Here is a 22,692-nt window from a genome sequence, read left to right as displayed (position 1 = left end):
AATCGGGCAGAACGCCAAGACACCATGGAGGTCGCGCCCGATGAAATGCTTCTACGCCCCCGAGACCGAGGGCCACGACCCGCAGTTCCGCCTCACCCATGGTACCGTGGTGCACAACGCCGAGCGCGCCGAGCGGGCAATGCTGCTGCTCGAGGGGCTTGGCCGGCTCGACCTCGGCACCGAGAGTCCGCCCGAGGCGCCGCGCGCCGCGCTCGAGGCAGTTCATACACCCGAGTTCCTGCGCTTTCTCGAGACCGGCTGGGACGCATGGCAGAAACTGCCGAACGCCGGACCCGAGGTGGTGCCCAACGTCTTTCCGCGCGGGCCGGTGACCACCTACCCCGAAACCATCGTCGCCCGCGCCGGCTGGCACATGTCCGACACCTCTGCCCCGATCGGCCCGAAGAGCTGGCTGGCCACCCGCCGCGCCGCCGATTGCGCCGTGGCCGCGGCCGAGGCGGTGATGGCCGGCGAGCGCGCCGCCTATGCGCTCTGCCGCCCGCCGGGGCACCACACCACCGCCGATGTCGCGGGCGGCCATTGCCTGATGAACGTCACCGCCATCGCCGCGCAGCACCTGCGCCAGGCGCACAGCCACGTGGCGGTGCTGGACATCGACGTGCACCATGGCAACGGCACGCAGGCGATCTTCTACGACCGCGCCGACGTGCTGATGGTCTCGGTGCATGCCGAGACCCATGACTACTACCCGTTCTATACCGGCTATGCCCATGAAACGGGCAGCGGCGCCGGTCAGGGCTTCAATCTCAACCTGCCACTTCCGCGCAGCACCACGACCCCCGGCTGGCTTGACGCCGTCGATCGCGGGATCGAGCGCATCAAGGCCTATGCGCCGGGCGCGCTGGTGGTCAGCCTTGGGCTCGATGCCCACGAAAATGACCCCCTTGACGGCATGAAGGTGAGCTTCGATGGTTTCGCCGAAGCGGGCCGCCGGATTGCCGAGGCGGGGCTCCCCACGGTGATCGTGCAGGAAGGCGGCTATCTCTCGCCCGACCTGAGCACGTCGCTGACCTCTTTCCTCGGAGGCTTTCTCGGCAAGGACCCGCGCGCGGCCTGACGGCGCGCACCACAGGAATTCGGAGTACCAGATGAACAAGATCCCCAACTCGCTGCATGCCTCGGACATCGCGCACAGCATGCACCCCTACACCAACATGCGCCTCCACGAGGAGCAGGGGCCGATGATCATCACCCGTGGCGAGGGCGTCCACGTCTACGATTCCGAGGGCAAGGAATACATCGAGGGGCTCGCCGGCCTCTGGTCGGTCGCCGTCGGCTTCTCGCAGCCGCGCCTCGTCGAGGCCGCCGCCAAGCAGATGGCCGAGCTGCCCTACTACCACAGCTTCGCGCACAAGGCGCATGAGCCCTCGATCCGCCTTGCGGAAAAGCTGGCCGAGATGACCCCCGAGGGGATGGACCGGGTGTTCTTCACCAACTCCGGCTCCGAGGCGAACGACACCGTCATCAAGATGGTCTGGTTCTACAACAACGCCCTCGGCCGCCCCGAGAAGAAGAAGTTCCTCGCCCGCAACAAGGCCTATCACGGCATCACCATCGCCTCGGGCTCGCTGACCGGCCTGCCGGCGAACCACAAGGACTTCGACCTGCCGGCGATCCCGGTCACCCACCTCACCTGCCCGCACTACTGGAAGTGGGCCGAGGAGGGCGAGACCGAGGCCGCGTTCACCGCGCGCCTGCTGAAGGAGGCCGAGGACACCATCCTCGCCGAGGGCCCCGAGACCATCGCCGCCTTCATCGGCGAGCCGGTGATGGGCGCGGGTGGCGTGATGACCCCGCCCGAAGGCTACTGGCCGGGCATCCGCGCGCTCTGCGACAAGTACGACATCCTGCTGGTCTCGGACGAGGTCATCAACGGCTTCGGCCGCTGCGGCGCGCCCTTCGGCTGCCAGAAATACGGCTTCACCCCCGACATCATGGTGACCTCGAAGCAGCTCACCTCCTCCTACATGCCGCTGGCCGCGATCATCGTGAACGACAAGGTCTATGGCACCATCGCCGATCACACCGCCAAGCTCGGCACCTTCGGCCACGGCTTCACCGGCTCGGGGCACCCGGTCGCCTGCGCGGTGGGGCTCGAGAACCTCAAGATCATCGAGGAACAGGACCTGATGGGCAACGCCGCCCGCCTCGAGGCGAAGTTCCAGGAGGGTCTGCGCAAGTTCGCCGATCACCCGCTGGTCGGCGAGGTCCGCGGCGTCGGCCTCATCGGCGGCGTCGAGCTGGCCAAGGACAAGGCCAAACGCCTCAGCTTCGAGCCCGCGGGCAAGGTCGCACCGCAGGTGGTGAAGTTCTGCGCCGAAGAGGGGCTGATCCTGCGCGCCGTCTACGAGACCGTCGCCCTCTGCCCGCCGCTGATCGTCACCGAGGAGGACATCGACGAGATCATGTCCCGTCTGGGCCGGGCGCTGGACCGCGGCTGGGAGTGGGCACAGGCCGAAGGTCTGGTCTGAGCCTCGGCTCCCCCAGGAAACAGCAGGGGCGCCCCGCGGGGCGCCCTTTTGCTTTCCCGCAGGGCGTGTGTCCGGAGCCGCCCCCTCCCCCCCATGCCCTCTGCGCCCCGAGCGCCGCACAATCACAGTGCGAAGCCCTGTCGCAAAATCCCGCCTGACGGTTCTGCCCGCCGTGCTATGCTGCGCAGAAACACCTTAGATGTATTCAAACAGAAATATATGTGTTTCAATCCCTTGTTCATCGAAGCACTTTTCAGCAATGACACGCCATGACATCCAGACAGGCACAACTCGACGAGGCATTGGCCCGCATCGCGGATGCGATTGACCACGACTCCAGCGTCGGTGTTCCCCAGCAGCTGCGCGGCGCGCTCGAGTTCGGCATCGCCTCGGGGGAACTGCCGATCGGCGCGCGGCTACCGTCGGTCCGGGCGCTGGCGCGGCAGCTGAACCTTTCACCGGTCACAGTGAGCAATGTCTACGCCGCGCTGCAGTCGGCGGGGCATGTCGAGGGGCGGGTCGGCTCCGGCACCTTCGTCAGCCCCAATGCGCCGGTCGCGGACCCCGAGAAGTTCCACGCGCTCGAGCGGGCGATCGCCAACCTCATTTCCCTCGCCCGCGACTGCGGCATCGACCGGGCCGACCTCGCCACGCGCATCGGCATGGACCGCCCGCGCAACACCCGCGCCGTGCGGGTTCTCATGCTGGGCAATTTCGCCGAGGCCACCCGCGCCTATGCCGCAGATGTGCGCCCGCATCTCGCGCCCGGCGACAGCATCGAGCCGATGCTGATCGACGAGGTCGCCGACGCCCCGCCGCAGGATTTCGACATCGTACTCTCGCCGCGAACCCTGCTGCCGCAGGCGCGCGCGCTGTTTCCTCAGGCCGAAGTGGTGGGGTTGACCGTCATCCCCAACGAGGCGACCCGCGTGGCGCTGGCCGCGATCCCCCCCCGAGGCCACGGTGGTCGGCTATTCCTACTTCCCCACCTACGTGTCGATGATGAAGGCCAACGTGATGCGCTACGCGCCGCATCTGAGCCGGCTGACCATGGTGGTGCGCGGCGACGAGAGCGAATCCGCCCGCGCCCAGATCGCCGCCGCGGACGTGCTGATCTACGCCACCGGGGCGGATTACCTCGCGGCACGGCTGGCCCCGGGTCAAAGCGCCTTCGAGTATCGCCACACCCCCGACAGCCAGGAGCTGCGCAGCGTCCTGCCGCCGCTGCTCGACCGCTGCCGCCGCCGCGAGCGGCCGGGATCGGAAGGGTAAGCCGGTCCCCCGGCACATGGGGGGGGCGCCGCTTTTGAACGGAAAACGGGCGGCCCGCTTGCGCGGTGCCGCCCGTGTCGTTCTTGGTCGTGTGCGGCTGGCGCGCGGCTCAACGATAGGCGTGAAGCACGCCCTCTGCCGAGATCACGTAGAGCGTGCCGTTGACCACGATCGGCCGGGTGGTCGCGCCGCCGGCGATTGCCGTGGTGCCGACCAACTGCCCCGAGGCCGGATCGAAAGAACGGATCTGCCCGTCCGAGGAGGCGACGATCAACCGCCCGCCCGCCAGGATCGGGCCATGGTTCACGAAGGAACTGTCGCGGCGCTTCTGCGGCGTGCGCACCGGCTTGTAGCCCGGCAGGTCCACCGCCCAGATCTGCGCCCCGCTTCGGGCATCGAGCCGCACCAGCTGGTTGAGGTCGGATACGAGGAACACCGAGTCCCCCGCCGGCCAGACCGGGTCCAAAGCGCCCATGCGCGCGGTCCAGAGCCGCTCGCCGCCCGAGAGCGACAGCGCCACCACCCGGCCCGAGTGGTTTCCTGCGTAGACCACGCCGTTCGAGATCAGCGGATCACCGGTGATGTCGGTGACCGTGGCCAACGCCTTGCCGTTGCGGCTGCCCGCCACATCGGCTGTCCAGCGGCGCAGGCCGCCCTGCTTGAAGGCCGCCTGCAGCGCGCCCGAGCCGAATGCGAAGACGACCATCTCGCCATCGGTGGCCGGGGCCGGAGCACCCGCGACGTTGTTGTAATCCTCGGGGTAGTCGATGCGCCAACGGATGCGGCCCGTAGCGGTCTCGATCGCCCAGCCGGTGGAATCCGACGAGGTGACATAGGCCAGCCCGCCGCGCACCGTCGGCGCGCCGGTGGCGGTGCCGCCAAGCTTCTGGGTCCAAATCTCGGCGCCGGTGGCCGCGTCGAGCGCGGTGAGCGTGCCGAAGCCCGAGGTGACGTAGAGCCGCCCGCCCTCGACCGCGAGCCCGCCGCCCTGCGCCTGGCTGGCCCGATCGCGCGGGGCGACCATGCTCTTTTGCCAGATCACTTGGCCGGAGCTGCTGACGGCGCTGACGGTATGGGCGGAATCCATCGTGAAGATGCGGCTGCCGTCCGAGACCGGATCGACGTTGAGCCGGTTCTGCCGGGTGTCGCCCTTGCCGATGTCCGTCGCGAAGACCGGCTGCAGCGGCAGCGAGAGCGCCGCGTGGTTGGTGCGGGCAAAGGGCGAGACCGGGCTCTGCGTGGCAAGGCCGTTGCTCATCGCGCCGAGCGAGATCGCCTGCGCGCGGTTCGCCGGCGTGGCTTCATCCGCCCCGCCGTTCTCGAGAATTTCCCGGGCGCCAAGGCGCTCTCCGGTCAGCACCGCCTCGGGGCGTTCGCAGGCGGCAAGCGCCGTAAGCCCCAGAAGCGCCGCGGAAATCGTGGTAATGCGCAAAACACTGCCCCCGTCGTACTTGATCCTTGCCGCGGCTCGGGCGTTTCGTCAGCCCGCATCGGGCGTGCCGCCGAGGGCCACAATCACCTGTGTCGCACGCTGGCGCAAGCCCGCGGTGATTTCGGCATCTTCAAGAATGCGTTGCAGCTTTTCCAGCGCGGCCTCGGTGTCGCCCGCCTTGATGTCGAGCAGCGCAAGCTGTTCCTCGGCAAGCAGGCGCAGCGGCTTGCCGGGCACCGCCAGCGCCTCGAGCCGGATGCGGCGCTCGTCGTCCGAGAGGCCCGAGTCCGTGCGGCTCACCGCCTTGAAGGCGGCTATCTCGCGGTAGATCTCCGGCAGATTGCCGTTGGCGGCCGCCTCGTCGAGCAGCTTGGTCGCGGCGGCGCCCTCCTCGGCGGAGGCCAGCTCGCTCGCCGCCAGCAGATCAGTCACCGCCCTCGCCTCGGCGCCGGGCGCCGTCACGTCGGTGAGCGCCCCGGCGCGGTCCGCCGGGGCATCCGCCTCGAGCGCGCCGCGCAGCGCGTCGCCGAAGGCTTCGGCCTGCGCCTGCCGCTGCACCGCGCTGTATTCGCGCCAGGCGGCGCCGCCGACGATGGCAAGCACCGCCAGAACGCCGATCCAGCCGTAGCGCTTGAGCAGTGCGAAGAGCTTGTCGCGGCGGACCTCCTCGGTCACCTCGTCGATGAAACTGTCGGTATTGCTCACGGGGCTGCCTCACCTTTCGATTGTTGCCCCCTCTTAACGCGGCAGGCGCAGGCTGCCAAGGCCAAGCCCGCGTCGCCATTGCCTGATCCGTCGCTTGCCGACTCGCCCGCACCAGCAGGCAGAACGCCGCTTGAACGGTTTCCCAAATCCTTTATTCTGAACTGAAGAGTTTAGTCACGTCTCCGCGCGTTCCCGGCTTTGCTTCTGTGCGTCAGGACCAGCTCCCGGTCCTGTCTCCGGCTGATCCGGCGGCGCAGGCTGCGCGTATTGATCCCCGGACTTGGGCCAGGACTTGGGAAGGCCAGCATGAAACTGATTTCGATCCTAACCGCCATCATCGTCGCGGCGGCTCTTTACGCGGTGGTTCTCGACCGCGAGCGGCTGATGGGCTGGGCCCGCGGCGGCGCGCCCGAGGAGACGGCGGTCGAAGCCGTTGCCGAGACCCCCGAAGCCGAGGAAGCCTCCCCCGAAACCACCCTCCCCGGCGGCGTCTCGGTCATGGCCCGTCATTCGCAGGCCCAGCAGATCGACGATGCGGTGCTGCTGCGCGGCGAGACCCAGCCCTCGCGCGAGGTCGAGGTGCTCTCGGAAGCCACCGGCCGGGTGATCTCGACGCCGCTGCGCAAGGGCACGCTGGTCAATGAGGGCGAGGTGCTCTGCAAGCTCGATCCCGGCACCACCGGCGCCGCGCTGATCGAGGCCGAGGCCCGGCTCGCCGAGGCGCGCGCGCAGCGTCCGCAGGTCGAGGCCGGCCTGCCCGAGGCCGAGGCGCTTCTTGCGCAGGCCGAAGCCGCCGTGGCCGAGGCCGAGATCAACCTCACCGCTGCCCGCGAGTTGTCGCAGGGCGGCTATTCATCGCGCACCTCCGTCGCCTCTGCCGAGGCCAAGATGCGCGCCGCCGAGGCCAGCGTGCGCAGCGCCGAGGCCGGGCTGGAAGCCGCCCGCGCCGGGACCGACAGTCTCGAGGCCTCGATCCAGAGCGCCGAGGCCGCTGTCGCCAGCGCCCGCAAGGCGGTCGAGAACCTGACCATCACCGCGCCCTTCGGTGGCGTGCTGGAAAGCGACACGGCCGAGCTTGGCCTGCTGATGAACCCGACCTCCAACGCGAGCTGCGCGCATATCCTGCAGCTCAATCCGATCCGGCTGGTGGGCTACGCGCCCGAGGCCGACGTGGCGCGCATCCATCTCGGCGCCCGCGCCGGGGCGCAGCTGACCGGCGGCGAAACGCGCGTCGGCACTGTCACCTTCGTGTCGCGGCAGGCCGACGAGACCACCCGCACCTTCCGCATCGAGGTCACGCTCGAGAACCCCGACCTGACCCTGCGCGCCGGCCAGACCGCGCGGATCCTCATCGAGGCCGATGGCGCCCTCGCCCACCTGCTGCCACAGAGCGCGCTGACGCTGAACGACGAGGGCCGCATGGGTCTGCGCACGGTGAGCGCCGAGCAGACCGCGCAATTCGTGCCGGTGAGCATCCTGCGCGACACCCCCGAGGGCGTCTGGATCGCCGGGCTGCCGGACAGCGTCGACGTGATCACCCTCGGGCAGGAATACGTCACCGACGGCGTGCCGGTGCGCCCGAGCTTCCAGGAGATCCTCCAGTGACCGGCATCGTCGACTGGGCGGCGCAGCGCGCCCGCATGGTGCTGGCCTTCATCGTCCTGTCGATCGTGGCGGGGGCCTTCGCCTATCTGACCCTGCCCAAGGAGGGCGAGCCGGACATCGAGATCCCGGCGCTCTTCGTGTCGGTTCCCTTCCCCGGCATCTCGGCCGAGGACGCCGAGACGCTGATGGTCAAGCCGATGGAGACCGAGCTTTCGGACATCGACGGGCTCGACAAGATCAGCGGCGTCGCGGCCGAGGGCTACGCCGGCGTCGCGATGGAGTTCGAATTCGGCTGGAACCGCACCGAGACCATGGCCGAGGTCCGCGACGCGATGACCAAGGCGCAGGCCAAGTTCCCCGAGGGGGCCGAGCAATACACCATCTCCGAGATCAACTTCTCGGAGTTCCCGATCATCATCGTCTCGCTCACCGGCCCGCTCCCCGAGCGCACCATGGCGCAGGTCGCCAAGGATCTGCAGGACCGGGTCGAGGCACTGGATTCGGTGCTGGAAGCGGGCATCGCCGGCAACCGCGACGAGATGGTCGAGGTGGTGATCGACCCGCTGAAGCTGGAGAGCTACAATGTCACCGCCAGCGAGCTGATCCAGACCGTCCAGAACAACAACCAGCTCATCGCCGCGGGCGAGGTGCGCTCCGAGCGCGGCACCTTCTCGGTGAAGATCCCCTCGAGCTTCCGCGAGCCGCAGGACATCTTCGACCTGCCGATCAAGGTGAACGGCGAGCGGGTGGTGACGCTGGGCGATCTTGCCGACATCCGCCTCACCTTCGAGGACCGCACCGGCACGGCGCGCTTCAACGGCGACACGGCGGTGGCGCTGCAGGTGGTCAAGCGGAAGGGGTTCAACCTCATCGACACCGCCAGCGCGGTGCGCGCGACCGTGGCCGAGGCGCAGCGGGGCTGGCCAGAGGAACTGCGCGCCACCGTCACCGTCGAGGAAAGCAACGACCAGTCGCGCATCGTCGACTCGATGGTCAGCCAGCTCGAGGGCGCGGTCCTGACCGCCATCGCACTGGTGATGATCGTGGTGCTGGGCTCGCTCGGCACCCGCGCGGCGCTGCTGGTGGGCTTCGCCATCCCGACCTCCTTCCTGCTGTGCTTCGTGCTCCTGGCGGTGATGGGCATCACCGTGTCGAATATCGTCATGTTCGGCCTGATCCTCGCCGTGGGCATGCTGGTCGACGGCGCCATCGTCGTGGTCGAGTATGCCGACAAGCGCATCTCCGACGGCGTCGGCCCGATGCACGCCTATGTCGAGGCGGCCAAGCGGATGTTCTGGCCGGTCGTCAGCTCCACCGCCACCACGCTCTGCGCCTTCCTGCCGATGCTGTTCTGGCCCGGGGTCGCGGGCGAGTTCATGGGCATGCTGCCGGTGACGCTGATCTTCGTGCTCTCGGCCTCGCTGATCGTGGCTCTGGTCTACCTGCCGGTGATGGGCGGGGTTTCGGGGCGCTTCTCGCGCGTGCTGCACAATGCCTCGCTGACCCTGCGCAAGCGCATCGAGGGCTGGCCCGCCCGCGCGGCGCTTGTGCCTGTGGCGCTTGGCGGGATGCTGCTGGGGGCGCTGCTGGTGCTGAATCCCTCCTTCCTCGGTTTCACGCTGATCGAGGGGCGCGGGGCACGGGTGCCGGGGATCGTGATCTTCGTGCTCTTTGCCGTCATGGCCTCGATCACGCTCGATGCGGCGCAGATCGAGCGCAAGCGGACCAAGGTCCGCAAGACCTACCGCCGGACGCTCTTCGGGCGGCTGATCCAATTCGTCACCGGCAATCCGGTGTTGCCGCTGGTGACCATCGGCGGGGTGATCTTCTTCGTCATCTCGGTCTTCGGCTACTACGGGCAGAACAACAACGGCACCGAGTTCTTCACCGAGAGCGAGCCCGAGCAGGCCATCGTCTACGTCCGCGCGCGCGGCAACCTCTCGCTGGCAGAGAAGGACGCGCTGGTGAAGCGGGCCGAGACCATCGTGCTGCAGCACCCGGGCATCGAGACCGCCTTTGCCTTTGCCGGCGACGGCGGGCTGGAGTCGAACACCGGCGGCGCGCAGCCGCCCACCGACACCATCGGGCAGATCCAGCTCGAGGTGGTGCCGTGGGAGAACCGCCGCGACCGCCCCGAGCTCGATGGCGACATCGTGCTGGCCGAGCTGAGCGCGGAGCTTGCGGCGATCCCCGGCATCGAGACAGAGATCCTCAACCTCGCCATGGGCCCTGCCTCTGCCAAGCCGGTACATCTGCGGATCAAGGGCGACAACTGGCAGGACCTGCTGGCCGCGACCGAAACGGCGCGGGCCGAGTTCGACGCCATGGACGGCCTGCGGCTGATCGAGGACACCCGTCCCCTGCCCGGTATCGACTGGCAGATCGACGTCGACGTCGAGGAGGCCGGGCGCTACGGCGCCGATGTCGCCACGGTCGGGGCAATGGTGCAGCTCGTCACCCGCGGCGTGACGCTCGACACCATGCCGGTGGACAGCTCCGACGAGGAGATCGACATCCGCGTGCGCCTGCCCGAAGCGGACCGCGTGCTCTCGACTCTCGACAACCTGCGGGTGCGCACCAACGACGGGCTGATCCCGCTGTCGCATTTCATCACCCGCACCCCGGTGCCCAAGCTGGCCGAGATCAACCGCGAGGGCCGCAAGCGCTACTTCGACGTCAAGGCGGGCGTGGCTGAGGGTCTGGTGAAGTTCACCTCCGGAGGCGAGACGCTCGGCTACGGGCGCGAGGCGGCGGCCGGCACGCTCACGGTCCACGGCACCGCCTACGAGATCACCCGCGCCGAGGAGGGCACCAGCAGCGAGGCGATCCGCGAGGCCGCCGCGGGCGGCGCGCTCTCGACCGTGCCGGTCACCCCCAACGAGCGCATCGCCACCCTCGCGGGCCTGCTCGAGAACACCGAGTTCCCCGCGGGCATCAGCTGGGAATGGACCGGCGACCAGGAGGAGGAGGCTGAAAGCCAGGCCTTCCTGACGCAGGCCTTCGCTGCCGCGCTGGGGCTGATGTTCATCATCCTGCTGGCGCAGTTCAACAGCTTCTACAACTCGGTGCTGGTGCTGCTGGCGGTGGTGCTGTCCACGGCGGGCGTGTTCCTCGGGATGATCGTGATGGACCAGACCTTCTCGATCATCATGTCGGGCACCGGGGTCGTGGCGCTTGCCGGGATCGTGGTGAACAACAACATCGTGCTGATCGACACCTTCCAGGATTACTCGCGCTACATGCCCCGGATCGAAGCGATCATCCGCACCGCCGAGGACCGCATCCGCCCGGTGCTGCTGACCACGATCACGACGATTGCCGGGCTCTTCCCGATGATGATCGGCCTCAGCCTCGATTTCTTCGGCGGCGGCTACTCGATCAACGCGCCGACCTCTCTGTGGTGGAAACCGCTGGCTTCGGCGGTGGTCTTCGGCCTGTCCATCGCGACGGTACTGACGCTGGTCTTCACCCCGGCGATGCTGGCGCTGCGGGTGTGGCTCTCGACCTATGCCCATTGGCTGGCGCGGCTTCTGGCCATCGCCTCTTTCGGACGCGGCAGCCGGGCTGCGCGGGACTGGGCGCTGCAGCGCGAGGCCCGCAAGGTGAAAGCGCCGCTGATCCTCTGGGACGATCCGGATGCCGAGGGCACAGGCACACCGGGGGCGAAAACCACCATGCGCGCGGCGGAATAGCGCAGCCCGGCGCGGCCCCGGGGTTTGGCGCCGCGGGCATCGCTTCCTATATCAAGGGGGAGCACCGGAGCCCGGTGCCCCCCATCGGGAGACCCGCCATGAAGTCCCTGCTCGCTGCCCTCGCCCTTGCGTCCGTCTCTGGCGCCCTGCCCGGCCCTCTTGCCGCCCAGATCAAGGGCTGCGTGCCGGATCCAAACGGAATCACCCGCTGTCCGGGTCCGTCGACCTTTTCGACCGATCACCTGGGGATCACGCGCGAGCGGCGGAGCGCGCCGCAGACCACGGACAGCAACGGCATCGTGCGCGACACCACCGATGGCGGCGCCTTCATCGCGCCGGGCGATCCGACAACTGACCGCGGCGGCGCGCTCGGAGCAACGCGCCCACCCGACACCACGCGCCGCGCGCAGCAGAATTGCGTGGCGGACGAAGACGGCGTGGTGCACTGCAACTGACAGCGCGCGCCGCGTCAGTCGGCGGGTGCTGCCGCGCCTTCCTGAGCCTCGGCTGCCGGGGCCGCGGCCTGACCCGGCTCGGGTGCCTCGCCATTCGTCGCATAGACCAGCCACCAGACAAGCAGCAGCGCCACGACAACCAGCGCGCCCCAGATCGCCAGCAGCGGCCCGCGGTGTTCTTTTTCCTGCGTCTTCGTGTTTGTGTCGGGTGCAGACATGTCATTCCTCCCTTGCGCGGCATATTTCACGAGATCCTCGCCAAAGCCTTCGCTCTCGCGTTCCTCGACGCCATGCCACGCGTCACTGGCATTTCACCGGCGCAGCGGTTGCCGCGCGTCTCTCATGGGCATAACGTCCCGCAGACGCGCCGGTTCCGGCAGGCGCCAGCCCCCCCACTTCAGGCAAGGAGACGCCCATGAAGGACGCAAGCCCCCAGACCATCTACCTCAAGGATTACACCCCCTTCGGCTGGACCGCCGAGGAGGTGCATCTGACCTTCGTGCTTGCGCCCACGGCGACCCGCGTCCGCTCGCGCATCCGCTTCGCGCCCAACAGCGACGCGCCGAAGCAGGACTTCTTCCTGCACGGTGAGCAACTCACGCCGATCTCCTTCGCCATCGACGGCGCCCCCGTCACCCCCGAGGTCACCGACACCGGCCTCACCTGCGCCGTGCCCGAGGGGGTCTTCACCTGGGAGGCCGAGGTCGAGATCGCGCCGGTGGAGAACTTCGCCCTCGAGGGGCTCTACATGTCGAACGGCATGTACTGCACGCAGTGCGAGGCCGAGGGCTTCCGCAAGATCACCTTCTACCCCGACCGCCCCGACGTGATGTCGGTCTTCACCGTGCGCATCGAAGGCGATGAGCGCGTGAAACTGTCGAACGGCAACCCGCAGGGCTCCGGCGAGGGCTGGGCCGAATGGCACGACCCCTGGCCGAAGCCCGCGTATCTCTTTGCGCTGGTCGCCGGGGATCTGGTCAACCATCCCGGCAGCTTCACCACCCTGTCGGGCCGCGAGGTCGAGCTGAACCTCTGGGTGCGTCCCGGCGACGAGTGTAAATGCGCCTTCGGCATGGAGGCGCTGAAGAAGTCGATGAAATGGGACGAGGAGGTCTATGGCCGCGAGTACGACCTCGACATCTTCAACATCGTTGCCGTGGACGATTTCAACATGGGCGCGATGGAGAACAAGGGGCTGAACATCTTCAACTCCTCCGCCGTACTCGCCTCGCCCGAGACCGCGACCGACGCCAACTTCGAGCGCATCGAGGCGATCATCGCGCATGAGTACTTCCACAACTGGACCGGCAACCGCATCACCTGCCGCGACTGGTTCCAGCTGTGCCTGAAAGAGGGTCTGACCGTCTTCCGCGACGCGCAGTTCACCTCCGACATGCGCGGCGAGGAGGTCAAGCGGATCTCCGACGTGATCGACTTGCGCGGCCGGCAGTTCCCCGAGGACCAGGGGCCGCTGTCGCACCCGGTGCGCCCCGAGAGCTTCCAGGAGATCAACAACTTCTACACAGCGACGGTCTACGAGAAGGGCGCCGAGGTGATCGGCATGCTCAAGACGCTGGTCGGAGACGAGGCCTATGCCAAGGCGCTCGACCTCTACTTCGAGCGGCACGACGGCGACGCGGCGACCATCGAGGACTGGCTGAAGGTCTTCGAGGATGCCACCGGGCGCGACCTGACGCAGTTCAAGCGCTGGTACTCACAGGCCGGGACACCGCATGTGGCTGTGTCCGAGGCCTTCTCGGATGGCACCTACACGCTGACCCTCAGGCAGCACACGCCCCCCACCCCCGGTCAGCCCGAGAAGGCGCCGCAGGTGATCCCGGTGGCTGTCGGCCTGCTCTCGCCGAACGGCGACGAGGTGGCGCCGACGACGGTGCTTGAGCTGACCGAGGCGGAGCAGAGCTTCACCTTCGACGGGCTCAGCGCAAAACCTGTGCCCTCGATCCTGCGCGGCTTTTCGGCCCCGGTGGTGCTGGAGCGTGAGAGCAGCAAAGAGGAACGTGCCTTCCTGCTGGCCCATGACACCGACAGCTTCAACCGCTGGGAAGCCAACCGCGACCTGGCGCGCGAGTGCCTCGTGGCCATGATCACCGAGGGCGCCGCGCCCGACACCGCCTGGCTCGACGGGCTCGAGGCGGTGATCCGCGACAGCGCGCTCGATCCCGCCTACCGCGCGCTGATGCTGGGCACGCCGACGCAATCCGAGCTGGCGCAGGTGCTGCACCAGCGCGGCGTGACGCCGGACCCCGACGCAATCTGGACCGCCACCGAGGTGCTCAAGAAGACCCGCGCCGAGCGCTGGTCCAAGCTGCTGCCGCAGCTCGCCGAAGAGGCGAAGGTGACGGAGCCCTACCAGCCCGACGCCGAGCAATCCGGCAAGCGTGCCCTTGGCGGCGCGGTGCTGGCGCTGACCTCGCGTCTCGATGGCGGTGACGCGGCCAGGACGCAGTTCGAGAGCGCCGACAACATGACGCTGCAGCTCTCGGCGCTGGCCTGCCTCGTGCAGGCGGGTGCGGGGGAAGACGCGCTCGCGAAATTCCGCGCCCAGTGGAACGGCGACCGGCTGGTGATGGACAAGTGGTTCGCCCTGCAGGTCGCGGCCTCGGGCCCCTCGGAAACCGCCGACCGGGCCAAGGCGCTGACCGAGGATCCGGACTTCGACTGGAAGAACCCCAACCGCTTCCGCGCGGTGATGGGCGGTCTGGCGATGAACCACGCGGGCTTCCACCGCATCGACGGCGCGGGCTACCGGTTGCTGGCCGACTGGCTGATCAGGCTCGACGAGAAGAACCCGCAGACCACCGCGCGCATGTGCTCGGCCTTCCAGACCTGGAAGCGCTACGACGAGACCCGCCGAGGCATGATGCAGGCCGAGCTCGAGAAGATCGCCGCCAAGCCCGGCCTCTCGCGCGACGTGACCGAAATGGTCACCCGGCTGCTGTCATGAGCCGGCTGCTGCTGGTCACCGGCGGCAGTGCCGGCATCGGGGCGGCGACCTGCCGCCTCGCCCCGGCCCGAGGCTGGGAGCGCGTCGTGGTCCACTACGGCCGTGACCGGGACGGCGCCGAAGCGGTGGCCGAGGAGGTCCGCGCCGAGGGCGCCGAGGCGCATGTGATCGGCGCGGATGTGTCCGACCACGCGCAGGTGGCCGAGCTCTTCGCCGAGCTGACCGCGCTGGCGCCGGGGCCGCTCGATCTTGTGAACAACGCCGGGATCGTCGCGCCCACGGGATCGCTCGCTGAGCTGACCCCCGACAGGGTCCGGCGGGTGTTCGAGGTCAACGTCTTCGGCGCCATCGAGGTGGCCCGGCAGGCGGTGGCCTACATGCGTGCCCATGCGGGCGGCGGCATCGTCAATGTCTCGTCGGTGGCGGCGCGGTTGGGATCGGCGCGGCAGTACATGGATTACGCCGCCTCCAAGGGCGCGATCGACACCTTCACGCTGGGCCTCGCCGACGAACTGGCCCCCGAGGGCATCAGGGTGAACGCGGTGCGTCCCGGGCTGATCGAAACCGCCATCCACGCCAAGGGCGGCGAGCCCGACCGGCTCGCCCGCATCGGCCACACCCCGCCGCTGGGCCGGGCCGGCACCGCCGAGGAGGTGGCCGAGAGCGTCCTGTGGCTGCTGTCGGACCGCGCGGGCTACGTGACGCGCAGCATCCTCGACGTCGGCGGCGGGCGCTGACGCCCCTCAACCCCCTGAAATGAAGAACGGGCGGAACCTTCCAAGGTCCCGCCCGTTCTTACACTGAAACGAACTTCAGCAGATCAGCCGTCACTCTCCAGAAGTTGGCCCTTGGTGGAGATGAAGGTGTTGGCATAGCTCGCATCGAGCGCACGCGACCGGGCAAGCGGACGGGTGCCCGCGCCAAGCTCGTTCGACGCCATGATGCCGGGCAGAAGGCTCACCGGGCGCTCGACCGGGCGCAGCGAGCGGCCCATGCCGGTGCAATAGGCCTGCGCGCGGGTCCAGCCGATCATGTCCTCGCGCTTCTTCTGCGAGTGGAACGGACCCCAGTCGGCGGCCACGCCGCGCATGTTGGCGCTGACCACGCCGTCTCGGGCGACGGTCCGCGCATGATGCGAAGACCGCAGGACAGGTTGGCGCGCGGGTCCTTGAGACCGTCCACCGTGGTGGCCTGGCAGCCGTAGAGGCGCGCAGTCGACGGCAGGATCTGCATGAGGCCGATCCACTTGCCGCCACCGCCGACGGCGGTGGGCTTGAAGGTGCTCTCGTGCTTGACCAGCGCCGAGACGAGACCGAGCCAGAAGGCCTCGCGCTGTTCGCGCGATCCGCTTTCATAGGCCGGACACCAGGTGTCGATATCCGCCGGCACTACGTCGGGCAGCGCGTTGGCATGGCCACGCAACGACGAGAGCACCGCGAGCGACCAGGTGCTGCGCCCCCCCCGAGGTGCCCCAGCGGGCCTTGGGGATGGCCATGCGCCGGGCCAGAGGGCGGGGCGAGGCGGACACTGCCAGCAGCGACTCCGGGGTCCCCGACATCGCATCGCGCGAGACCAGGGGCATCGTTGGGGCCGCAACCGCGAAGGCGGCCTGCGTGACAGGTGCAGGGCCGGTATTCGCTTGGGCCATCGGCGCTATCATGAGCGCCGCAAGGGCAGGAATGAAACGGTTCAGCATGGCGCAGAACTTGCCCACGAAGAACAATTCCGGCAAGCCTGACGCGGTATTATGCGCGGCGGATCGCCGACGGCGCATGGAGATGTCTGGAATCTTGCCGATTTTAGGTGGAATCTCAACTATAGCTTTTGAACAATTTGCCGCCGAAGCGCCCATTATGCGCCCCGGCCTCCTCGTGCCCGCGCCCCGGTCCGGCCCGAATCCCGGTCCAGCGTGGCGCGCATGGCACAGCACGTTCTCCGATTTCGGCCCAGTCTGCCCGCCCTCACCCGGCGCCTTCTGGCGCGGCATGCATCGGGCGGTGCGCCGGGATCGGGTGCGGACTCTGGCGCAAAAGCCTGTCCGGGCGGCGCTTCCCGCGCCGAGGCCCGCTGCCCGCCGGGGTTCGACCCGCCGCGCGTCCAGATCCCTGTCCGCGAGACCAGCGAAGAGGCAGAGGCCTGCGCCGAGATTGTCGGCCGCGGGTTGCGCCTCGCCCGGCAGGAGCGCTGGAGGGCGCTCGAGGAGGCGTTGAACGAGGCTGACCATTCCTCTGCTCTCACACCCGCGGGCACGCCCGCCGCCCGGCTGCTCTGCGACGGCGCGGCGCAGGACGTTCTCATGCGCGTCGCCGAAGCGATGGCCCGCGGCGATGCCGAGGCGGTGCGGTGCGCCCTTCAGGGCCATTCCGAAGTGCTCGGCCCCACCACCGAAGCCCCCATGCGCGCGCTGCTCGCCGCCTGGCCGCAGATCGGCGCCGCCCGGCTCTGGCGCGCGGGCAGCACCCCGCTCTCCGAGGCGGCGCGCGGGGATGCGGTCCGACATCACCTTGAGACGGCGCATCTTCTGCTCCGCCCGCACGACCCCGTAGAGCTCGGTTCCGCAGCGTTGCAGGCGGCCCGTTGCGCCGTGCTCGAGGTGCTGCCCACGCCGTCGGAGCATCTTGCCCGCAGCTACGAGACGCTGGTCGCCCTGCAACCCGCCTGCCCCGACCACCTGCGCGCCTATGGCCATGACCTTTCTCCACTGCGCTTCGGCACCTGGCCCGGATTGGACCGAACCGCCAGGCGCCTCGCGATGAGCACCGCAGGGAGCTGGGGCACCGGCGGCTACTGCTGGGTCTGGCTCGACGTGCTCGCGGCGCAACCCGAGGGATGGGGTCATGTGGACGCTGAACTTTTTGTCGCCGGGCTGCACGACCTCCTGCAACCGCAGCCGCCGGAGACCTGGCCGGATCAGCACAGGGCCAACCTGCTCGCCGCCCGGTGCGCCGAGCTGGCCCCGTTGGCCGAGCATGGCGCCGCCGCCCGCATCGCCGGATCGCTCGACTGGATCGTCGAGGACCACCTGCGCGAACTTCATCCCCAGCTCTGGGCGCCGCCTTCGCCCGATCTCTCCGCGCCGGACGAGGCCGCGCGCCGCGAGGCCGGGTGCGCCCGCGCGCATTCGGTGCTGAACACCCATTTTGTCCATCAGCTCTCGCGGGGGCGCTCGGTGATCTTTACCGATCAGGGCCTCGCGCTGCAGCCCTCGGGCTGCGCCTCCTGCACCCTTGCTCCCTGTGCCGCTCTGGCGTATCCCCGTCGCAACCTGAGAGACGAGGACCCCCCCATGCTTGACCTGAGCTTCGAGCCCCCCAAACCCAAGGTCATTGCCGGCGCCAAATACGATTGGGAGCTGGTGATCGGGATGGAAATCCACGCCCAGATTTCCACCGAGGCGAAGCTGTTCTCCGGCGCCTCGACCAAATTCGGCGCAGAGCCCAACTCGAACGTCGCCTTCGTCGACGCGGCGATGCCCGGCATGCTGCCGGTGATCAACGAGTATTGCATCGAGCAGGCCGTACGCACCGGGCTCGGCCTGAAGGCAGAGATCAACCTGAAGTCCGCCTTCGACCGCAAGAACTACTTCTATCCCGACCTGCCGCAGGGCTACCAGATTTCCCAGCTCTACCACCCGCTGGTGGGCGAAGGCGAAGTCATCGTCGACATGGAGCCGGGCGTCGCGCGCAAGGTGCGCATCGAGCGCATCCACGTCGAGCAGGACGCCGGCAAGTCGATCCACGACATGGATCCGTCCATGTCCTTCGTTGACCTCAACCGCACCGGTGTGGCGCTGATGGAGATCGTCTCGCGCCCCGACATCCGCGGCCCCGAGGAAGCAGCGGCCTACGTGGTCAAGCTGCGGCAGATCCTGCGCTATCTCGGCACCTGCGACGGCAACATGCAGAACGGCAACCTCCGGGCCGACGTCAACGTCTCGGTCTGTCGTCCCGGCCAGTACGAAAAGTACCAGGAGACGCAGGACTTCTCGCACCTCGGCACGCGCTGCGAGATCAAGAACATGAACTCGATGCGCTTCATCCAGCAGGCCATCGACTACGAGGCGCGGCGGCAGATCGCCATCCTCGAGAACGGTGGCAAGGTCGACCAGGAAACCCGTCTCTACGATCCGGACAAGGGCGAGACCCGCTCGATGCGGTCCAAGGAAGAAGCGCATGATTACCGCTATTTCCCAGACCCCGACCTGCTGCCGCTCGAGATCGAGCAGGCCTGGGTGGACGAGATCAAGGCCTCGCTGCCGGAGCTGCCGGACGAGAAGAAGGCACGCTTCGTCAAGGACTTCGGCCTGTCGGAATACGATGCCGGCGTGCTCACCGCCGAAGTGGTCAACTCGGCCTATTTCGAGGACGTGCTGAAGGGCTGCGACGACGGCAAGCTGGCCGCCAACTGGGTGATCAACGAGCTTTTCGGCCGCCTGAAGAAGGAAGGCCACGACATCACCGAGAGCCCGGTCTCGCCGGCGCAGCTCGCGGGGATCGTCTCGCTGATCAAGAAGGGCGACATCTCGGGCAAGATCGGCAAGGACGTCTTCGAGATCGTCTACACCGAGGGTGGCGATCCGGCGAAGATCGTCGAGGAGAAGGGCCTCAAGCAGGTCACCGACACCGGCGCCATCGAGGCCGCCGTGGACGAGGTGATCGCCGCCAACCCGGCACAGGTCGAGAAGGCCAAGCAGAACCCCAAGCTGGCGGGCTGGTTCGTCGGCCAGGTGATGAAGACCACCGGCGGCAAGGCCAACCCCAAGGCCGTCAACGACATCGTCGCGGCGAAGCTGGGCCTCTGAGCGCCCGGCTCGGTGAAAATGCAAAGGCCGCCCGATGGGGCGGCCTTTTTCGTCTGGGAAAATGCCCGGCGGCCTCGGCTTTGGTCAGGCCGGGCGAGCCCCCTACCCCCGCGCCGCGAGCAGCGCGCGAAGCTGGCTCGGGAAGAGCTGCAGGATCAGCGTCTCGGACATCGCCTCGCCCTCGTGCGAGACATAGACCCGCAGGTCGATCGGCTCGTCGTCCTCTGCCGCGATGGCCGAGAAATCGAGATCGAACACCGCCCGCCAGGCCTCTGTGCTGACCACCGGGTAAGCAACCTCGCCCGAGATCTCCCCGCGCGAGGCGGAGACCACCGGCAGCGCACCGGAGCTGCGGTCCAGCTCCTCCATGCCAAGACCGTCGAAATCGCAGACGATCTTCACCGTGTCCGCCGGGCGCGGCTGGCCGGGGATGCCGCCCTTGCCCATGCGCACCGCGATGAAGCGCGCCGCCAGTGGCGGCACCGGGCAATCCTCGAGCCAGCTGAGCTGGTAGTTCATGCTGTAGGAACTGCCCGCCGCCGCCGGTTCGGCCGGGGTCCAGAAGGCGACGATATTGTCGTGGATCTCGTCGTCGGTCGGCAGCTCGACCAGCGTCACGGCGCCCTGCCCCCAGCCCTCCTGCGGCTTGATCCAGGCCGAGGCGCGGCGCTCGTAGAACACGCCGTCGTCCTCGTATTCGCTGAAGTTGCGCTCACGCTGCATGAGCCCGAAGCCCGCGGGATCGGTGGTGCCGAAGGCATTGGCCATCACCCGCGGCGGGTTGTTGAGCGGGCGCCAGATGCGCTCGCCGCTGCCGGTGTGAATTTCCAGCCCGTCGCTGTCGTGCACCTCGGGGCGCCAGTCGGCGGCGACATGGCGGTTGTGCTTGCCGAACCAGAACATCGAGGTGAGCGGCGCGACTCCCAGCCGCTCGACGTCACCGCGCAGGAAGATCTCGGCCGAGACGTCCTGGATCACGCCCTTGTCGCGGCGCGAGGCGATGCGATAGGCGCCGGTGGCCCGGGGGCTTTCCAGGAGCGCGTAGGTGGTCACCTCGCCGCCCTCGCCCTGTTCGAGCCAGAAGCGGGTGAAGCGTGGGAATTCCTCGGGGCCATCGGGGATGGCCGTGTCCATGGCAAGCCCGCGCACCGACAGGCCGAACTGCCCCGAGTAGCCCGCCGTGCGCCAGTAGGAGGCGCCGAGGAAGGCCATCCAGTCGAGCCGCTCCTCGGGGTCCTGCACGGCAAAGCCGGCGAAGCCCTCGGTCTTTTCCAGGCGGTTGGCGGGGTTGCCCTGCGGGATGTCGAAAAGATCGCGCGAGAAGGGCACCTCGCGCGCGGTGCCGTCCTCGAGCGCGTAGACATGCACCGGCTCGGGGAAGTAGCGGCCCGGGAAGAAGAAGCGGACCGGCTGCGCTGTGCCCTGATCGGCCCAGAGCGCCCGGTCCTCGCGGAAGCTGATCGCGCCGTGGGCATCGTAGTCGATCTGCTGCAGGATATCGGCGTCGGGCACCGCCATCGGGGTGAACTCTTCCTTGGCGAGGCTCGCTGCCAGTTCGCGGAGCGTGTCGAAGGAGAAGGGCTTGGGAGGCCCGAGCGGGATGCCCGAGGCGATCGCGCCGCTCTGGGCGCGGGCGAAATCGGGCAGCAGGCTGAAGGCGCCTGTGGCAAGGGCGGATGCGAGGAAGGCGCGGCGGTCGGGCAGGTCGGCGGACATGCGGGTCTCCGGAAAGCGGACAGTCCCGAGCAAAATCTGCGTTTTTCCGCGTCGCAGCAACGCGTCTCGCCCCGGATGCGCAAGGCTTTGCCGATTTAGCGACGTTGCGTCAAGTAGGACACGCCCGATCAGGCGAGCGCGCGCGCCTCGAGACCGCGCGCGATCTCCTCGGCAAGCTGCGCCACCCTGACCCGCGAGTCGGTGCGCTGCGCATAGGCGCGCAGGCCGAAGATCTCGACCTGCAACCGGCTGGCGAGCTGCTGCGGATCGGCCTCCGGCCCGATCTCTCCCTGCTCCTGCGCCTCGCGGAAGGCACGGGCAAACATCGCCTCCATGCCGCGCATCAGCGCCTCGGTCTGGACGCGTAGCCTGGGATCATCGTCCGGGGTCTCGAGCAGCGTCTTGACCAGCATGCAGGCGCGCGACGGGCCGGGTTCACCGGCGCAGCCAAGTCGCCGGACGTGGTTCGCGAGCCCCTGAAGACGGCTCGGCGCGGCCCCAAGGGTCTCGAGGAACTGCATGCGCGAAAGCTCGGCATAGAGCGCCAGCGTCTCGGAAAACAGCGCTTCCTTCGAGCCGAAGGCGGCGTAGATCGAGCCCGGACGCATGTCGAGCGCCAGTTCAAGGTCCTTGAGCGAGGTGGCGTGATAGCCCTTGGACCAGAAGAGTTCGAGCGCCTTGCCGAGCACTTCCTGCCTGTCGTGTCGTGCCTGCCTGGCCATGCGCGTGTCCGTCTCCCGTTCCTGTCTGTTCCGGCCGTTCGTCGCGGCCGGATCTCGCCGGGCTGGAACAAGCGATGAAAATATATCTTGAGCAAACACTCAAGTAAAGCTACCCCTCCGTATGCAACTTGAGCAAACACTCAAGAATCAGAGGGAGAGACCCAGATGACCCAGTTCACCCGCCACACGCTCGAGTCCGCCCCCGAGGCGAGCCGCCCGCTTCTGGAGCATTCGCAAAAGGCCTTCGGCCGCCTGCCCGGCCTGCATGCTGTGATGGCCGAGGCGCCGGCGCTGCTTGACGGCTACAAGTACCTGCACCGGCTGTTCGCCGAGGAGACCAGCTTCGACAAGGACGAGATCACCGTGGTTTGGCAGACGATCAACGTCGAGCACGCCTGCCATTACTGCGTCCCCGCCCACACCGGTATCGCCAAGATGATGCAGGTGGATGACGCGATCACCACTGCGCTGCGCGACGAGACTCCGCTGCCGAACGCCCGGCTCGAGGCGCTGCGCGACTTCACGCTGCAGGTGGTGCGTCAGCGCGGCGCGCTCGAAGAGGCGCAGGTGCAGGCCTTCCTCGACGCGGGCTACACGCAGCGGCAGATTCTCGAGGTGATCCTCGCCGTGGCGCAGAAGGTCATGTCGAACTACACCAACCATCTGGCGAACACTCCGGTGGACCAGGTGATGCAGAAGTTCGCCTGGGAGAAGAAGGGCGCCGCAGCAGCCTAAGGACCCTCCGGGCCGGGGTCAGACGCGCCCCGGCCCGCCTGCCAGCCGCTTGAGCTGCCCCGCCTCGATGGCGCTCAGCCGCGCTGCCGCCGCCTCGGCG

Annotated in this window: 18 protein-coding genes and 1 pseudogene; 11 read left to right on the top strand and 8 right to left on the bottom strand. The window is 68.4% G+C overall.

Annotated features, from left to right (window positions below):
* Window positions 1–40: 40 nt before the first annotated feature.
* The 3 genes and pseudogenes from CLG85_RS23090 to CLG85_RS27905 form a co-directional block, all read left to right on the top strand.
* Window positions 41–1,078: a histone deacetylase family protein gene (locus CLG85_RS23090; protein WP_260350108.1), complete on the top strand. Its 1,038-nt coding sequence runs from the start codon at window positions 41–43 to the stop codon at window positions 1,076–1,078.
* A 31-nt stretch (window positions 1,079–1,109) separates the two neighbouring features.
* The gene (locus CLG85_RS23085; protein WP_260350107.1) at window positions 1,110–2,492 is read left to right on the top strand and encodes an aspartate aminotransferase family protein; all 1,383 of its coding nucleotides are present in this window, start codon (window positions 1,110–1,112) and stop codon (window positions 2,490–2,492) included.
* Between the two features lie 269 nt (window positions 2,493–2,761).
* A pseudogene (locus CLG85_RS27905) lies at window positions 2,762–2,971 on the top strand (GntR family transcriptional regulator); the annotation flags it as partial.
* On the opposite strand, the gene CLG85_RS23080 reads toward CLG85_RS27905, so the two are convergent.
* Window positions 2,948–3,454: a hypothetical protein gene (locus tag CLG85_RS23080; protein WP_260350106.1), complete on the bottom strand. Its 507-nt coding sequence runs from the start codon at window positions 3,452–3,454 to the stop codon at window positions 2,948–2,950. The pseudogene CLG85_RS27905 and the gene CLG85_RS23080 overlap by 24 nt on opposite strands.
* Window position 3,455: 1 nt before the next feature.
* Here CLG85_RS23080 and CLG85_RS23075 point away from each other — a divergent pair, with 1 nt between their 5' ends.
* Window positions 3,456–3,764, top strand: a complete 309-nt coding sequence (locus CLG85_RS23075) for a hypothetical protein (RefSeq protein ID WP_260350105.1) — start codon at window positions 3,456–3,458, stop codon at window positions 3,762–3,764.
* 109 nt (window positions 3,765–3,873) lie between these two features.
* Here CLG85_RS23075 and CLG85_RS23070 read toward each other — a convergent pair whose 3' ends face one another.
* Window positions 3,874–5,196 (bottom strand): PQQ-like beta-propeller repeat protein, encoded by a 1,323-nt coding sequence (locus CLG85_RS23070; protein WP_260350104.1) that lies wholly within the window; start codon window positions 5,194–5,196, stop codon window positions 3,874–3,876.
* Window positions 5,197–5,244: 48 nt separating this feature from the next.
* The gene (locus CLG85_RS23065; protein ID WP_260350103.1) at window positions 5,245–5,901 is read right to left on the bottom strand and encodes a tetratricopeptide repeat protein; all 657 of its coding nucleotides are present in this window, start codon (window positions 5,899–5,901) and stop codon (window positions 5,245–5,247) included.
* A gap of 306 nt (window positions 5,902–6,207) precedes the next feature.
* Between CLG85_RS23065 and CLG85_RS23060 the strand changes: the two genes are divergently transcribed.
* From CLG85_RS23060 to CLG85_RS23050, 3 genes are all read left to right on the top strand, one after another.
* Window positions 6,208–7,506: an efflux RND transporter periplasmic adaptor subunit gene (locus tag CLG85_RS23060; RefSeq protein ID WP_260350102.1), complete on the top strand. Its 1,299-nt coding sequence runs from the start codon at window positions 6,208–6,210 to the stop codon at window positions 7,504–7,506.
* Entirely contained in the window at window positions 7,503–11,198 is a 3,696-nt protein-coding gene (locus CLG85_RS23055) for an efflux RND transporter permease subunit (protein WP_095883490.1), read from the top strand. Before CLG85_RS23060 ends, CLG85_RS23055 begins: the two co-directional genes overlap by 4 nt.
* 98 nt (window positions 11,199–11,296) lie before the next feature.
* Window positions 11,297–11,653 (top strand): hypothetical protein, encoded by a 357-nt coding sequence (locus tag CLG85_RS23050; protein ID WP_095883489.1) that lies wholly within the window; start codon window positions 11,297–11,299, stop codon window positions 11,651–11,653.
* Window positions 11,654–11,667: 14 nt separating this feature from the next.
* Here the strand turns inward: CLG85_RS23050 and CLG85_RS23045 are convergent, their stop codons facing one another.
* Window positions 11,668–11,871 carry a hypothetical protein gene (locus CLG85_RS23045; protein ID WP_095883488.1) on the bottom strand — a complete coding sequence of 68 codons (204 nt, stop codon included), beginning with the start codon at window positions 11,869–11,871 and terminating at the stop codon, window positions 11,668–11,670.
* A gap of 197 nt (window positions 11,872–12,068) precedes the next feature.
* Between CLG85_RS23045 and pepN the strand changes: the two genes are divergently transcribed.
* Together pepN and CLG85_RS23035 are read left to right on the top strand one after the other, a co-directional pair.
* On the top strand, window positions 12,069–14,618 hold the full coding sequence (gene pepN, locus CLG85_RS23040; RefSeq protein ID WP_095883487.1) for an aminopeptidase N: 2,550 nt from the start codon (window positions 12,069–12,071) through the stop codon (window positions 14,616–14,618).
* Window positions 14,615–15,355, top strand: coding sequence for an SDR family oxidoreductase (locus CLG85_RS23035; RefSeq protein ID WP_260350101.1), 741 nt, complete (start codon window positions 14,615–14,617; stop codon window positions 15,353–15,355). Before pepN ends, CLG85_RS23035 begins: the two co-directional genes overlap by 4 nt.
* An 83-nt stretch (window positions 15,356–15,438) precedes the next feature.
* On the opposite strand, the gene CLG85_RS23030 is transcribed toward CLG85_RS23035, so the two are convergent.
* Both CLG85_RS23030 and CLG85_RS23025 read right to left on the bottom strand, forming a co-directional pair.
* Window positions 15,439–15,651, bottom strand: coding sequence for a hypothetical protein (locus CLG85_RS23030; protein WP_260350100.1), 213 nt, complete (start codon window positions 15,649–15,651; stop codon window positions 15,439–15,441).
* Window positions 15,648–16,052 (bottom strand): lytic transglycosylase domain-containing protein, encoded by a 405-nt coding sequence (locus tag CLG85_RS23025; protein WP_260350099.1) that lies wholly within the window; start codon window positions 16,050–16,052, stop codon window positions 15,648–15,650. Before CLG85_RS23025 ends, CLG85_RS23030 begins: the two co-directional genes overlap by 4 nt.
* A gap of 1,852 nt (window positions 16,053–17,904) precedes the next feature.
* Between CLG85_RS23025 and gatB the strand changes: the two genes are divergently transcribed.
* Window positions 17,905–19,419 (top strand): Asp-tRNA(Asn)/Glu-tRNA(Gln) amidotransferase subunit GatB, encoded by a 1,515-nt coding sequence (gene gatB, locus CLG85_RS23020; protein ID WP_095883836.1) that lies wholly within the window; start codon window positions 17,905–17,907, stop codon window positions 19,417–19,419.
* 102 nt (window positions 19,420–19,521) lie between these two features.
* On the opposite strand, the gene CLG85_RS23015 is transcribed toward gatB, so the two are convergent.
* Both CLG85_RS23015 and CLG85_RS23010 read right to left on the bottom strand, forming a co-directional pair.
* On the bottom strand, window positions 19,522–21,135 hold the full coding sequence (locus tag CLG85_RS23015; RefSeq protein ID WP_095883837.1) for an OpgD/OpgG family glucan biosynthesis protein: 1,614 nt from the start codon (window positions 21,133–21,135) through the stop codon (window positions 19,522–19,524).
* A gap of 128 nt (window positions 21,136–21,263) precedes the next feature.
* A complete protein-coding gene (locus tag CLG85_RS23010; RefSeq protein WP_095883838.1) occupies window positions 21,264–21,857 on the bottom strand; it encodes a TetR/AcrR family transcriptional regulator in 594 nt (197 codons plus the stop codon).
* A gap of 165 nt (window positions 21,858–22,022) precedes the next feature.
* Between CLG85_RS23010 and CLG85_RS23005 the strand changes: the two genes are divergently transcribed.
* Window positions 22,023–22,592 carry a carboxymuconolactone decarboxylase family protein gene (locus CLG85_RS23005; protein ID WP_260350098.1) on the top strand — a complete coding sequence of 190 codons (570 nt, stop codon included), beginning with the start codon at window positions 22,023–22,025 and terminating at the stop codon, window positions 22,590–22,592.
* Window positions 22,593–22,692 lie beyond the last annotated feature (100 nt).

Origin of the sequence: Alloyangia mangrovi, from assembly GCF_002300555.2 — a bacterium.
Classification (GTDB): domain Bacteria; phylum Pseudomonadota; class Alphaproteobacteria; order Rhodobacterales; family Rhodobacteraceae; genus Salipiger; species Salipiger mangrovi.
The sequence above is the reverse complement of the archived record's forward strand: the minus strand, read 5'-3'. Positions and strand labels throughout refer to the sequence as shown.

Bases quoted from the DNA above. Each gene is read 5' to 3' on its own strand.
- CLG85_RS23090 (WP_260350108.1), top strand. From the start codon at position 41: ATGAAATGCTTCTACGCCCCCGAGACCGAGGGCCACGACCCGCAGTTC.
- CLG85_RS23085 (WP_260350107.1), top strand. From the start codon at position 1,110: ATGAACAAGATCCCCAACTCGCTGCATGCCTCGGACATCGCGCACAGC.
- CLG85_RS23060 (WP_260350102.1), top strand. From the start codon at position 6,208: ATGAAACTGATTTCGATCCTAACCGCCATCATCGTCGCGGCGGCTCTT.
- CLG85_RS23050 (WP_095883489.1), top strand. From the start codon at position 11,297: ATGAAGTCCCTGCTCGCTGCCCTCGCCCTTGCGTCCGTCTCTGGCGCC.
- CLG85_RS23045 (WP_095883488.1), bottom strand. From the start codon at position 11,871: ATGTCTGCACCCGACACAAACACGAAGACGCAGGAAAAAGAACACCGC.
- pepN (WP_095883487.1), top strand. From the start codon at position 12,069: ATGAAGGACGCAAGCCCCCAGACCATCTACCTCAAGGATTACACCCCC.
- CLG85_RS23035 (WP_260350101.1), top strand. From the start codon at position 14,615: ATGAGCCGGCTGCTGCTGGTCACCGGCGGCAGTGCCGGCATCGGGGCG.
- CLG85_RS23030 (WP_260350100.1), bottom strand. From the start codon at position 15,651: ATGATCGGCTGGACCCGCGCGCAGGCCTATTGCACCGGCATGGGCCGC.
- gatB (WP_095883836.1), top strand. From the start codon at position 17,905: ATGCTTGACCTGAGCTTCGAGCCCCCCAAACCCAAGGTCATTGCCGGC.
- CLG85_RS23015 (WP_095883837.1), bottom strand. From the start codon at position 21,135: ATGTCCGCCGACCTGCCCGACCGCCGCGCCTTCCTCGCATCCGCCCTT.
- CLG85_RS23010 (WP_095883838.1), bottom strand. From the start codon at position 21,857: ATGGCCAGGCAGGCACGACACGACAGGCAGGAAGTGCTCGGCAAGGCG.
- CLG85_RS23005 (WP_260350098.1), top strand. From the start codon at position 22,023: ATGACCCAGTTCACCCGCCACACGCTCGAGTCCGCCCCCGAGGCGAGC.